Origin of the sequence: Burkholderia stabilis (genome assembly GCF_001742165.1) — a bacterium.
GTDB lineage: Bacteria > Pseudomonadota > Gammaproteobacteria > Burkholderiales > Burkholderiaceae > Burkholderia > Burkholderia stabilis.
Genome location: NZ_CP016444.1, coordinates 561024 through 574592, shown reverse-complemented (window position 1 = coordinate 574592; position 13569 = coordinate 561024). Strand labels below are relative to the sequence as shown.

At 68.0% G+C, this 13569-nt stretch carries 10 protein-coding genes and 1 pseudogene; 2 read left to right on the top strand and 9 right to left on the bottom strand.

What is annotated here, in order from left to right:
- The first annotated feature begins 22 nt into the window (after window positions 1–22).
- Entirely contained in the window at window positions 23–1282 is a 1260-nt protein-coding gene (locus tag BBJ41_RS35115; protein WP_069750910.1) for an acyl-CoA dehydrogenase family protein, read from the top strand.
- On the top strand, window positions 1279–2679 hold the full coding sequence (locus tag BBJ41_RS35110) for an LLM class flavin-dependent oxidoreductase (RefSeq protein ID WP_069750909.1): 1401 nt from the start codon (window positions 1279–1281) through the stop codon (window positions 2677–2679). Before BBJ41_RS35115 ends, BBJ41_RS35110 begins: the two co-directional genes overlap by 4 nt.
- Window positions 2680–2854: 175 nt before the next feature.
- Here the strand turns inward: BBJ41_RS35110 and BBJ41_RS35105 are convergent, their stop codons facing one another.
- The 9 genes and pseudogenes from BBJ41_RS35105 to BBJ41_RS35065 form a co-directional block, all read right to left on the bottom strand.
- Window positions 2855–3409 (bottom strand): OsmC family protein, encoded by a 555-nt coding sequence (locus tag BBJ41_RS35105; protein WP_069750908.1) that lies wholly within the window; start codon window positions 3407–3409, stop codon window positions 2855–2857.
- Window positions 3410–3481: 72 nt separating this feature from the next.
- A complete protein-coding gene (locus BBJ41_RS35100) occupies window positions 3482–4558 on the bottom strand; it encodes a substrate-binding domain-containing protein (RefSeq protein ID WP_069750907.1) in 1077 nt (358 codons plus the stop codon).
- 252 nt (window positions 4559–4810) lie between these two features.
- The gene (locus BBJ41_RS35095) at window positions 4811–5869 is read right to left on the bottom strand and encodes an ABC transporter permease (RefSeq protein WP_069750906.1); all 1059 of its coding nucleotides are present in this window, start codon (window positions 5867–5869) and stop codon (window positions 4811–4813) included.
- A gap of 14 nt (window positions 5870–5883) precedes the next feature.
- Window positions 5884–7392: a sugar ABC transporter ATP-binding protein gene (locus BBJ41_RS35090; protein WP_069750905.1), complete on the bottom strand. Its 1509-nt coding sequence runs from the start codon at window positions 7390–7392 to the stop codon at window positions 5884–5886.
- Complete coding sequence (locus BBJ41_RS35085) at window positions 7389–8465, bottom strand: LLM class flavin-dependent oxidoreductase (RefSeq protein WP_069750904.1); 1077 nt, start codon at window positions 8463–8465, stop codon at window positions 7389–7391. Before BBJ41_RS35085 ends, BBJ41_RS35090 begins: the two co-directional genes overlap by 4 nt.
- A 550-nt stretch (window positions 8466–9015) precedes the next feature.
- Window positions 9016–9990, bottom strand: a complete 975-nt coding sequence (locus tag BBJ41_RS35080; RefSeq protein WP_069750903.1) for an NAD(P)H-dependent flavin oxidoreductase — start codon at window positions 9988–9990, stop codon at window positions 9016–9018.
- Window positions 9991–10078: 88 nt separating this feature from the next.
- Window positions 10079–10390 (bottom strand): high-potential iron-sulfur protein, encoded by a 312-nt coding sequence (locus BBJ41_RS35075; RefSeq protein WP_069750902.1) that lies wholly within the window; start codon window positions 10388–10390, stop codon window positions 10079–10081.
- Window positions 10391–10464: 74 nt separating this feature from the next.
- The gene (pntB, locus tag BBJ41_RS35070; RefSeq protein ID WP_069750901.1) at window positions 10465–11877 is read right to left on the bottom strand and encodes a Re/Si-specific NAD(P)(+) transhydrogenase subunit beta; all 1413 of its coding nucleotides are present in this window, start codon (window positions 11875–11877) and stop codon (window positions 10465–10467) included.
- Between the two features lie 13 nt (window positions 11878–11890).
- A pseudogene (locus BBJ41_RS35065) lies at window positions 11891–13488 on the bottom strand (Re/Si-specific NAD(P)(+) transhydrogenase subunit alpha).
- Window positions 13489–13569 lie beyond the last annotated feature (81 nt).

Sequence of the window (13569 nt, the reverse complement as noted above, 5' to 3'; positions counted from 1 at the left end):
CCCGCCCTTCGAGGAAAACCGCATGACTTCATCGCACGCAGACCCCGACCTTTCCACCGGCACCGACTACGACACGCTCGCGGCCCGGTTCCGGCCGATATTCGACCGTATCGCCGCGGGCACCGCCGAACGCGAGCGCCGCCGCGAGCTGCCGCACGAAGCGATCGGCTGGTTGAAGGCAGCCGGCTTCGGCGCGATACGGCTGCCGGTACGCGACGGCGGCGCCGGCGCATCGCTGCCGCAGCTGTTCCGGTTGCTGATCGAGCTCGCCGCCGCCGATTCCAATCTGCCGCAGGCGCTGCGCGGACACTTCGCGTTCGTCGAGGACTGGCTGAACGCGCCGCCCGGGCCGCAACACACGGCCTGGTTCGACCGCTTCGCAAGCGGCCAGCTCGTCGGCAACGCATGGTCGGAGGCCGGCGACGTGCCGCTCGGCCAGACCGTCACGAAGGTGTCGGAGCACAACGGGCAACTCGTGCTGAACGGCCGCAAGTTCTACAGCACCGGCAGCCTCTTCGCCGACTGGATCGACGTATTCGCGCAGCGCGCGCACGACGGCAGCGACGTGATCGTCGCCGTCGCGACCGCGCAGCCCGGCGTGATCCGCGACGACGACTGGGACGGCTTCGGCCAGACGACGACCGGCAGCGGCACGACGCGGTTCGAGAATGCGGCGGTCGACGCCGACAACGTGATCGACTTCGCGCGCCGCTTCAAGTACCAGACTGCGTTCTACCAGCTGTTCCACGTCGCGACGCTGGCCGGCATCGGTCACGCGATCGTGCGCGACGCGGGCGAGCTCGTGCGCAACCGCACGCGCGTGTACAGCCACGGCAACGCGCAGCGCGCCGGCGACGACGCGCAACTGCAGCAGGTGATCGGCGAGATCGCGTCGTGGGCCTACGCGGCCGACGCGCTCGCGCTGCGCGCCGCGCAGCCGCTGCAGCTTGCCTACGCAGCGCGCTTCGGCGGCGACGAAGCGGCCGAACATGCGGCGAACGTCGCGGCGGAAATCGAATCCGCCCAGAGCCAGCTCGTCGTGTCCGAACTCGTGCTGCGCGCCGCGACGCGCCTGTTCGACGCACTCGGCGCATCCGCCACGCGCAGCACGACCGCGCTCGACCGCCACTGGCGCAACGCGCGCACGGTGTCGTCGCATAATCCGCTGGTCTACAAGGCGCGGATCGTCGGCGACTGGATCATCAACGGCCGTACGCCGCCGTTCGTCTGGCGCGTCGGCGGCGCCACGCACGCGAACACGGAACCGGGAGTCGCGCAATGAGCAAGGCCATCCGCTTCAATGCGTTCGAGATGAACTGCGTCGGCCACCAGTCGCCCGGCCTGTGGGCGCACCCGCGCGACCGTTCGTGGCAGTACAAGGATCTCGACTACTGGACCGATCTCGCGCGCATACTCGAGCGCGGGATCTTCGACGCGATCTTCATCGCGGACGTGATCGGCTATTACGACGTCTACAAGGGCAGCAACTACCACGCGCTGCACCAGGCCGCGCAGATCCCGGTCAACGACCCGCTGCAGCTCGCCGCGCCGATCGCGATGGCGACCGAGCATCTCGGCATCGGCATCACCGCGTCGACGACGTTCGAGCACCCGTACACGTTCGCGCGCCGCCTGTCGACCGCCGACCATCACACCAAGGGCCGGCTCGCCTGGAACATCGTCACGTCCTACCTGGAAAGCGGCGCGAAGAACGTCGGCGATCACGGCTTGCGCACGCACGACGACCGTTATGCGGTCGCGGCCGAATACGTCGAGGTGCTGTACAAGCTGTTCGAGGGCAGCTGGGAAGACGGCGCGGTGGTGCGCGATCGCGACGGCCGCGTGTTCACGCATCCCGAGAAGGTGCACGAGATCGGTCACAAGGGCCGCTTCTTCGACGTACCCGGCTACCATCTGTGCGAACCCTCGCCGCAGCGCACGCCGGTGCTGTTCCAGGCCGGCGCGTCCGGCCCCGGCAAGGCGTTCGCCGCGCAGCACGCGGAATGCGTGTTCGTCGCCGCGCCGAGCCGCGAACAGCTCGCGCGCTACGTGGCCGACGTGCGCGCGCAGGCCGCCGCCGCGGGACGCGATCCGCGCAAGGTGCTGATCTACAACCTCGTCACGGTGATCGTCGACGAAACCGACGAGAAGGCGCAGGCCAAGTTCGACGAGTACCGCCGCTATGTGTCGTACGACGGCTCGCTGGTGTTCATGTCGGGCTGGACCGGCATCGACTTCGGCGAGTATGCGCCGACCGATCCCGTCAGGCGCGTCGAAACGAACGCGATCGTTTCGGCGGTCGAGCACCTGTCGGGCGGCGACACCGCATGGACGATCGAGGCGCTCGCGGCATGGGGCGGCATCGGCGGACTGGGGCCGGTGTTCGTCGGGTCGGCCGCGACCGTGGCGGACATCCTGCAGCAATGGGTTGCCGAAACCGACGTGGATGGTTTCAATCTCGCGTACGCGGTGGCGCACGAAACCTTCGAAGACATCGTGCGCCACCTCGTTCCGGAGCTGCAGCGGCGCGGCGTCTATCCGACGCAGTATGCGCCGGGCACGCTGCGCGAGAAGCTGTTCGGCGGCGCGGCGCGGTTGCCGGACGAACACCCGGCCGCACAGTTTCGCGATATCGAGCAGGTCAAGCGCGATGCCGAGCAGGTGGCGGCCGTCGCGTGACGGACATGCTGCGTCTCGGCGCCGCGCGTCACCGATCCTCGCAGGAACGGCAGCGCGCGGCCCGACGACGCAGCATGCGTTTGCCGGGAACACGACACGTGGATGGATCATCGGCAGCGCATCGCGCGGCCGGCCTACCTTCGGCATGCGCCGTCGTCGCGTTCCGGCAAATCCGCTACGAAGCATGCACCCCGGCACTTGATGCACGGATGTGCCGCAACTCCCCGTCGATGGTCTGCGGCAGCCTCAGCAGGTTGAAGATCGGGCAAACCGCTTCGACCGCCTGATGCAGCGCGCGAATCGCGTCGGGCGGCTCGGGCGACACGATATCGAGCGTATAGCGAAGGTTGTGCGGGAACACGGGCACATGCTCGAAACCCGGCTGCTGTGCGAGCGGATGCTGATCACCGGTCACTTCCACCTCGATCGCATCGATCTTCAGGCCGCGCTCGGCGGCCTGGATCAGCGTGATGTGCGTGAGGCAACTGCCCAGCACGCCGAGTTGCAACTCCGGCGACGCGGGCCCGAGGTTGTAGCCCGCGAAGTCGGGCGGGCTGTCGCTGATCACCTGGAAGTCGCGAATGCGGATCTCGCGCACGCCGCTGCGGCCGAGCGCGCGCACGGTCGCCTTCAGCGGCGTCGCCTTGAAATCGGGATCGTTGCGTGCCGCTTCCTGCTTCGCGCGCCAGGCGTCGCGTTTTTGGTCGAGATAGTCGTTCAGGGTCGTCATGGTCGAGTGGCCGGTGCGTGAGTCGGTGGGGCTTCGTGCCGGGCGGCGTGTGCCGCCCGCTGTCGGCGGTGGTCAGTCCGCCTTCGGAATCCATGCGGCGCTCGCCGCGTCGCTCGCGCGGAACGCCGGGATCTTCGCGCCGAGTTCGGCCACGGTCCGGATGTCGTTTTTCACGAGATCGTCGCGCGTGATCAGCGTCGGCTTGACGACGATGCGCGCGCCCGGGTCCTGGCCGGCAACGAGCAGCGCGGCGGCCCGTACCGACACGGCGCCGACGACCGCGGGATTGGTCGCGGCCGTCGCGACCCATGCGCTGTTCGGCGCGCGGATGGCCTCGATGTCGGACGTCGAGATATCCGCGCTGTAGATGCGGATCTTCGACGACAGCTTCGCTTCGTCCGCGGCGAGCTTCGCGCCGCGCGCGAACTCGTCGTAAGGCGCGAACACGACGCGAATGTCGGGATTCGCGCGATAGACCGCCGCCGCCTGGTTCGCGACCGATTGCGCGATCGGATTGTCGACGGTGCCCCAGCGCGCCTTCTCCTGCACCTTCGGATGCGCGCGCTTGAAGTCGCGCCATGCGGCATCGCGCCGGTCGAGCGGCGCAAAGCCGGCGACGTACACATACCCGGCCGCGAATGCGTCGCCGTTGTCCTTCACAGCCTGACCGAGCAGCAGGTTGGCCAGGTCGCGATCGCTCTGCTCGATTTGCGGCACCTTCGGATTGCCGAGATCGACGTCGAACGCGACGACCTTGATCCCCTTGTCCAGCGCGCGCTGGACGACGTCCTTCAACGATTCCGGCAACCCGTGGTTGACGATGATCGCGGACACACCGATGCTGATCGCCTGCTGGATCTGCTCGCGCTGTTCGGCCGCATCCTGCCGGCCCTCATAGATGCGCAGATCGACGCCGAGCGCCTTCGCCTGCTTCTGCGCGCCGGCCTCGTAGGCCTGGAAGAAATCGCCGGTCGACAGATAGTTGACGAGCGCGATCTTCACGCCGCCCTTGTCGAACGGCGCGGGGGCGCCCTTGAGCGGGCCGGCGTGCGCCGCGGGTGCGAACGCGGCCCATGCCGCAGCGCAAAACAGCGTGAGCGCGCCGACCGTCCGGTCGATGCGTGACTTGCGGCGAAGCGACGATCGCATGTTCTGCCTGTCTCCGTGAAGGACGATATCCGAACAATCTATCAGCGCAGAATGCACGTTCAAACCGAGCGATTCTGAAATCGATATTCCTTCGGATGTCAAAGCGGTTTTGGCCGCATCGCGTCGATGCGGGCCACACGCAATCGAGCGCAGTTGATCGGCGTCGCAGGAATCGAGGACCGGAGACCGCCCCCCGGGCCGACTGCAGGCGCTGCGACACGCCACAGCCGTGTCGCTTGAAGCACCGCCCCGTCACGCACGCGCATCGCCCCGGCGGCCGATGCCGAACGTGAACGCCAGCGCGAGCACCAGCAACACGCCCTTGATGAAATCCTGCATGTAGTACGGCGCGTTCAGCATCGTCAGCCCGTTGAGCAGCACGCCGACGAATACCGCGCCCACGACCGTGCCGAACACGTTCGGCCGCTTGGCGCCCCACACCGCGTAACCGACCAGCGCCGCGGCCACCGCGTCGAGCAGCAGCGAATGCCCGGCGCTCACGTCGCCGCGTCCGACCCGCGCGGCGACTAGCACGCCGCCCAGCGACGCGATCGCGCCCGACACGACGTACGCGGCAACCCGGTAGCGCGCGGCCGGCGCGCCGGCGAGTCGCGCGGCCGTTTCGTTGCCGCCGATCGCGTAAATCACGCGGCCCCAGCGCGTCGCTTCCATCGCGACGCAGGCCAGCACCGTCACCGCCGCGAGCAGCAGCACCGGCAACGGCACGACGTCGAACAGCCGCAAGCGCCCGAGCGCGAGAAACGCGGCAGGGAACACGCCCGTCGCGTCCGTGCCGTCGGGCAGCACCGAACCGGTCGCGAGCGACCGGCCGCCGGTCGGGATCAGTTGCAGGCCCGCCAGCAGGAACAGCGTGCCGAGCGTCGCGAGCTGGTCGGGCACGCGCAGCCGCGTGATCAGCAAGCCGTTGAACAATCCGGCCGCCACGCCGAGCACGATGCAGGCGGCAACCGCCGCGAGCGCGCCGCCGTGCCAGACGACCAGCACGTAGCTGGCGGCCATCTGCGCGGACGCGGCCACACTGCCCACCGACAGATCGAAGCCGCCCGCTGCGAGCGTGATCGTCACGCCGATGCCGAGCAGCGCGACGATCGACACGGCCTGCAGAATGCTGAACAGGTTGTCGACGTTCAGGAACGCCGGCTCCCTGAGCGCGAACACGACGACGAGTGCGGCCAGCACGACCAGGATGCCCGTGCGTTCGAGCACTGCGCGGATGCGGGCAGGCGCGGGGCGGCGCGCCGCTCGGGCAGGCAAGGCATCGCGCGCCAGCGAAGAGGAAACGGGTTTCATGGAGGCACGGTCACTCAGGAGGAAGACGGAAGCGGAGAGTCGAGCGTGGCGCGATCGAACCGCACGATGCGATCCGCGATTTCGGCCGCCTCTTCGAGATCGCTGACGAACACGAGCGTCGCGCGCTCATGCGCGTGACGCCGCAACGTATCGACGATATCGGCGCGCGCGCCGGCGTCGATGCCCTGAAACGGTTCGTCGAGCAGCAACAGCCGCGCGCGTTCCGCGTGCCAGCGCGCGAGCACGACTTTCTGCTGGTTCCCGCCGGACAGGTGCGCGAGCCGGTCGTCCGGGCCCGTGCAGCGGATGCCGAAGGCAGCGATCGCCGCCGCGGCGGCCGCGCGTTCGCGGGCCGGCCGCACCGCGCCGCCGGCAAACCAGCGCGACAGGAACGGAAAGCTGATCGTGCCGGCGATCGACGCGAACGGCACGCTGTCAGGAAACAGCGACGAGCGCCAGCGGTCCTCGCCGGCCAGGAACACGCCGGCCCGAATGGCGTCGGCCGGTGAGCGCGGCCGCCACGGCCGGCCGTCGAGCGTCATCTCGCCGGCGGCCGGGCGCGCAGCGCCGAAGATCGCGCTGGCCAGGCGCGACTTGCCGCCGCCGACCGGGCCCGCGATCGCGACGATCTCCCCGCGCCGGACGTCGAGATCGAACGGCGCGCTGGCCGGTGTGAGCCGGAAGTTCCGCAGGCCGAGGCCGGCGTCGGGCGACGAGGCGACGCGGCCCGCATCCGCCGCGCGCGCTTTCGGCAACGGCCGCCCGATCATCGTTTCCACGGCGGCATCGAAATCGACCGGCGCGGCCAGGTCGGCGACGATCCGGCCGTCGCGGACGATCGCGACGCGATCGGCGATGCGGCGCAAGTCGCCGAGCCGGTGCGACACCAGCAGGATGGCGACACCGTCGTCGCGCAATACGTCCAGCAGTGCGAAGAGCCGCTGCGCTTCCGGCGCGGACAGGCTCGCGGTCGGCTCGTCGAGAATCAGCAGGCCGGGCTGCGCGGCGAGCGCGCGCGCCAGGGTCACGCGCTGCTGATCGGCCAGCGACAGCGACGCAAGCGGCGCCGACACGTCGGCGTCGAGCCCGACGCGCCCGGCGAGCGGTTGTGCCGCGGCGCGCCGCGCGGCCGGCGTTGCGCGCCACGGCGAGGCCGGATCGCACAGCCGGTCGAGCAACAGGTTGTCGGCGATCGACAGCGTCGGCACGACGGCGTCGGCAACCGACTGGTGCACGGTGGCGACGCCGAGCCGCTTCGCCGCGTGCGGCGAAGCCGGCCGATAAGGCGCGCCGCGCAGCGTCAGCGTGCCGCCATCGGGCCGGATCACGCCGCTCAGGATCTTCACGAAGGTCGATTTGCCCGCGCCGTTCGCGCCCATCAGCGCGACGACTTCACCGGCCGCGATCGACAGGTCGAGCGACGCCAGCGCGACGGTCGCGTCGAACCGCTTCGCGATGCCGGCAGCGCTCAGCACGGGCGACGACGGCGATCGTTGCGCTCGATGCGCAGAGACGCCGTTCACGATCGCGCCCCCGACGCAGGCAGTTCGGGAGGCGACGCCACGCTTCGCACGCCCTGTCCGCCTAGACACGGCGCGACGTGCAGCATGAAGTCGGTCAGGATCTGCTCGTACTCGTCGGGGGCGAAGTCGTACGGCAACTCCAGGCGTAACTCGCCGATCTGCCGGACGACCGGGTCCGCAAGCAGACGCTCGGCGATTTCCGCGGCGCTGCCGACCAGGTCCTGCGCATACAGGGTGCGACGCGGGCCTTGCGGGCCGCGCGTACGCTCGACGCGTTGCGCGGCGAACGCGCGATAGCGTCGGCGGCTGACCCGATCCGCGCTGTCGGTCGGTACGATCACGCGCCCGAGCGCGATGCGCGGCGGATGCGCGCCGCGCCAGTTCGCCCGAAACGTGTCGATGTGACCGCGCTGCGTGTCGAAGAAATCGTCCGAGCGCTCGCCGAAGTTCAGATTGCCGATCAGCAGGTTGAAGCCGTTGCGGCCGGCCCATTCGGCCGAACGCAACGAGCCGCCGCCATACCAGAGCCGCTGCGTCAGCCCGGGCGCATACGGCATCACGCGCGGCCGTTCACGCCCGGCCGGCGATTCGACGAAACACTGTTCGTCGCCGAGCAGTTCACCCGTCAGGTTCGCGCGCAGCCGTGCGACGCGCGCGTGCGAAAAGTCGATCTGTTCCGGCGCGCCGTCGAACAACCTGTCGCCGAGCAACGCGCCGTGGGGCGGCGCACCCGCGCTGAGCCCGACGTTCAGGCGGCCGCGCGACAGGATGTCGACGGTCGCCAGATCCTCGGCCAGCCGGAACGGATTCTCGTAACCCATCTGGATCACGGCCGCGCCGAGCCCGATCCGGGTCGTATGCTGGCTCGCCGCTGCAAGAAACGTCGCCGCCGACGACACGGCCCGCTCGAGATGGCGTTGACGCACCCACGCACAGTCGTAGCCGAGCGCCTCGCCGATCCGGAACAGCTCGAGCGTCTGCTCGAGGCCCGGCAACGGATCGTCCGCCGCATAGTTGCCGGGTGTCAGGAAGCTGATCCGCGTGATGCACACGTCTTCGGCCGCTTGCGTCATCGTTGCCTCGGTGGCCTGGGGACAGGCGCGACCGTCCCGGCGCGCAACGCCGGACCGGCGAACGCGCGCACCGGGAGGGGGCGATGCCGGCTTTCCGGCAGCGAAACGAGCGGAGGGAAGTCCGTGCGGTTGTCCATGATTCGGGGGCGGGCGGACCGGTTGACGATATGGGCGTCCGCCCGAGGGGGTGATCTTAGCCACCCGGGACTGCGCGCAAAATACCGATTGCTGCAATGCTTCGCAGCGGTGCGCAGATAACGAATCCCGGATTCGACTCGACGCGCATGGCGGGACACCGCCGTGCCGTCACGGCCCATTGAGCCGGGGCGCCAACGTGTCTTGTTACCGCATGTCCCCGGCACGCGCTCCCGACATCTCCGTCAATTATGAACGCGACTTCGGCACGCAAGCCGGGCGGAGCCGATTGCTGCGTGCCGCTGTACCGATCAGACGCAGCGCATAGCTGACGCCGAGTACGCTTGTTCGCACGTGGCATCGGCGCATTTGACCGATGCGCGTTCCCTCCGTTAGCCGCCTGGCCCGCGCGTGCTCAGCCGATCATCTTTGACAGGCGTTGCCTGACAATCTGCTCGGCCTCGCTCATCACCCGACGGATCAGCTCGGCAACGCTGGGAACGTCGTGGATGAGTCCCGCGACCATGCCGCAGGACCACGCGCCGGCATCGAGGTCGCCGTCTCGCATGACACGCGGGTAGACGCCCGCCACTTCGTCCACGATGTCCTCGAAGCGGATCTCGGCGCCCAGTTGCCGCTCTTTTTCCAGCAGGCGATCGACGCCCGCGTTGCGGAGCACACGCTCGGTATTTCGCAGCGGCCGCATGACCAGACGCGTGTCCAGTTCACTGGCCTGAACGATCGCTTCCTTCACGCGCGGATGCACGGGTGCTTCCCGGGTCGCCACGAAGCGCGTGCCCATATTGATGCCGGCGGCGCCGAGAGACAGGGCGGCGACCAGTGAGCGGCCGTCAGCCATGCCTCCGGATGCCAAAAACGGGATGCTCAGCGCGTCGGCTGCACGCGGCAGCAAGATGAAATTGGGCACATCGTCTTCGCCGGGATGACCGCCGCACTCGAAACCATCCACGCTGACCGCATCGCAGCCAAGCGCCTCGGCCTTGAGCGCGTGGCGCACCGAGGTGCATTTGTGAATGACCTTGATACCGGCCTCATGCAACCCCGGCAACCATTTCCGAGGATTGTTCCCCGCCGTCTCCACGACCTTGACGCCGCCATCTATGATCGCTTTCACGTATCCGGCGTAGTCCGGCGGCGTGCGCACGGGAAGAAAGGTAAGGTTCACGCCGAATGGCTTGTCGGTCAGTTCGCGGCAGCGACGGATTTCGTCGGCGAGCGCCTGCGCCGTGGGCTGCGTCAGCGCTGTCAGGATGCCCAGCCCTCCCGCGTTGGAAACCGCAGCGGCCAGTTCGGCCAAGCCGACAAAATGCATGCCGCCCTGAACGATGGGGTGTTCGATGCCGAGAAGCTCGGTGATTTGCGTTTTCATAATTCGCCTGGATCGTGTTTACTATGTGGAGGCACGCAACGATATGCAGCATCCACATGATTTACGCGGGAATACAGCCTTCGAGACATCAAGCTCTTTTGCTATACGCACTGCACCAGCCCTTGGCCGCAACCTGCTTGCCGCCGAAAATCGGGCACGGGGCAAACGGATCATTCGGTTTCCCCTGGTATAACGTGCAGTTCCGACAGTCCTCCCCCGCTGCATACTTCGAATACTTCGCCTTGTTCACGCGGGTCGCGTCGGTCAAGTAGCCCAGTGCGACCGCCGTCGCATCGGTTTCCGACACCTTGGCTGCATCTGCAAACGCAACGCGTGACAGCGCGAGTCCCGAAGCAATGCCTGCGGACGTGATCATAAAATTCCGGCGGGACTTGATCATGCAAATATTCCTTTATTGTGAAATGGCGGGGCATCCCGATTCCGGGATACCCGATAAATAATTCGATGAGCTGATCAGATCGCGAGCATGCCGAAAACCTCGCCGAGCATCGACTTCGCGTCGCCGAACAACATGCGGTTGTTGTCCTTGTAGAACAGCGGATTGTCGACGCCTGCATAGCCCGAAGCCATGCTGCGCTTCATCACGATCGACGTCTTCGCCTTCCACACTTCCAGCACCGGCATGCCGGCGATCGGGCTCGTCGGGTCGTCCTGCGCGGCCGGGTTCACGATGTCGTTCGCGCCGATCACCATCGACACGTCGGCTTCGGGGAAGTCGCCGTTGATCTCGTCCATTTCCAGCACGATGTCGTACGGCACCTTCGCTTCGGCCAGCAGCACGTTCATGTGGCCCGGCATGCGGCCCGCGACCGGGTGAATCGCGAAACGGACGTCGACGCCCTTCTCGCGCAGCAGCTTCGTCAGTTCGAACACCGTGTGCTGGGCCTGCGCCACCGCCATCCCATAGCCGGGTACGATGATCACGCGCTTCGCCTCGCGCAGCAGCTCGGCCGTTTCCGCCGCGCTCACCGCGACCGCCTCGCCGGCCGGCTGCGCGCCGCCGCCGGCTGCCGCCGGAGCGCCTGCGCCGCTGCCGAAGCCGCCCGCGATCACGCTGATGAAGTTGCGGTTCATCGCGCGGCACATGATGTATGACAGGATCGCACCCGACGAGCCGACCAGCGCGCCGATCACGATCAGCAGGTCGTTGCCGAGCATGAAGCCGGTGGCCGCCGCCGCCCAGCCCGAGTAGCTGTTGAGCATCGATACGACGACCGGCATGTCCGCGCCGCCAATCGCCATCACCATGTGCACGCCGAACAGCAGCGAGATCACCGTCATCACGACGAGCGGCAACATGCCGTCCTGGATGCTTTCCGCATGCAGGAACGCGCGGCAGAAGTAGATCACGATCAGCAGCGCGGCCAGGTTCATCCAGTGCCGCGCCGGCAGCAGCAGCGGCTTGCCGCCGATCTTGCCCGACAGCTTGCCGAACGCGATGATCGAGCCCGCGAAGGTGATGGCGCCGATCAGGATGCCGACGTAGATCTCCACTTCGTGGATGGCCTTCTCGGCGCCGCTGAACTGCAGCGACGTGTCGATGTAGCTCGCGAAACCCACGAGGCAGGCCGCCAGACCGACCAGGCTGTGCATCAGCGCGACCAGTTCCGGCATCTGCGTCATCTGCACCTTCTTCGCGGCGTACAGGCCGACGGCGCCGCCGACGGCCAGTGCCGCGACCACGTACGGAATGCCCGCGGCCGACACGCGCGGACCGGCCACGGTGGCCAGCACCGCGATCAGCATGCCGATCATGCCGAGCAGGTTGCCGCGACGCGCGGTTTCAGGGTTGGCGAGGCCGCCGAGGCTGAGGATGAACAGGATCGCGGCGCCGATATAGGAGACGGTAGTCAGGTTTGAAGTCATGGTTGTCGTCCCCTTATTTGCGGAACATCGCCAGCATGCGTCGCGTGACCGCGAAGCCACCGAACATGTTGACGGCCGTGAGCGTCAGCGCGCCCACCGCCAGGCCGAGGATCAGCCCGGACGGGCGATCGCCCGCGTTGGCCAGTTCACCGAGGGCGGTGCGACCTGCACGAGCGCGCCGATCGCGATGATCGACGAGATCGCGTTGGTCACGCTCATCAGCGGCGTGTGCAGAGACGGCGTGACGTTCCAGATCACCATGTAGCCGACGAAGCACGCGAGCACGAACACCGTGAAGTGCGACAGGAAGCTCGCCGGCGCGTATTGGCCGACGAACAGGAAAGCCAGCGCGCCGAACGCGAACGTGATCGCGAGCGCCTTGGCCGACATCGGCTCGCCGCTGTGGCCGTGGCCCTTGGATTTCGCAGGCGCGACCACTGCGGGCACCGCCTGCGGCTTGGGCGCGACGACCGCCTGCTTGACCGGCGGCGGCGGCCACGTAACGTTGCCTTCCTTGATGACGGTCAGGCCGCGGATCGCGTCGTCGTCGAAGTCGACGTTGATCGAGCCGTCCTTGCCCTTGCACAGCTCCTCGACCACGCGCAGCAGGTTGGTCGCATACAGCGTGGACGACTGCCGCGACAGGCGCGACGCGAGATCCGTGTAGCCGACGATCGTCACGCCGTGGCGCACGACCGCCTCGCCGGGCACCGTGAGTTCGCAGTTGCCGCCCTGTTCGGCGGCCATGTCGACGATCACGCTGCCGGGCTTCATCGACTGCACCATCTCGGCGGTGATCAGCTTCGGCGCGGGCTTGCCGGGGATCAGCGCGGTCGTGATGATGATGTCGGCGTCCTTCGCCTGCTGCGCGTACATCGCGCGCTGCGCCTGCTGGAAGCCTTCGCTCATCACCTTCGCGTAACCGCCGCCGCCCGAGCCCTCCTCTTCGTAGTCGACCTTGACGAACTCGCCGCCCAGCGACTTGACCTGATCGGCCACTTCCGCACGCGTGTCGTTGGCGCGTACGATCGCGCCGAGGCTGGCTGCCGTGCCGATCGCGGCGAGGCCGGCCACGCCGGCACCGGCGATGAACACCTTGGCCGGCGGGACCTTGCCGGCCGCCGTGACCTGGCCGTTCAGGAAGCGGCCGAACGCATGCGCGGCCTCGATCACCGCGCGGTAGCCGCTGATACCGGCCATCGACGTGAGCGCATCCATTTTCTGCGCGCGCGACAGCGTGCGCGGCAGCGAATCGATCGCCAGCACGGTGGCGCGCCTGGCGGCCAGCTGCTGCATCAGTTCGGGGTGCTGCGCCGGCCAGACGAAGCCGATCAGCATGCCGCCCTCGCGCATCAGCGCCACTTCGTCGCCGGTCGGCGGGCGCACCTTGAACACGATGTCGCTGCCGGACCAGAGCTCGGCCGCTGTCGCGACGACGCTCGCGCCGGCCGCGCGGTATGCGTCGTCGTCAAAGTTCGCGCCGGCCCCGGCGCCGCTTTGAACGGCAACCGAAAACCCCAGCCTGCTCAGCTTCTCGACCACTTCGGGTACGGTCGCTACGCGCCGTTCGCCGGTGGCCGTCTCCAGAGGAATCCCAATCTTCAATTTCATCAGCAGTTCTGTTGATCAGAGGGTATCGTTCATCGCATGGATCGCAGGCCCGATGGCAATGACGAAGTCGGCCAACCGAAC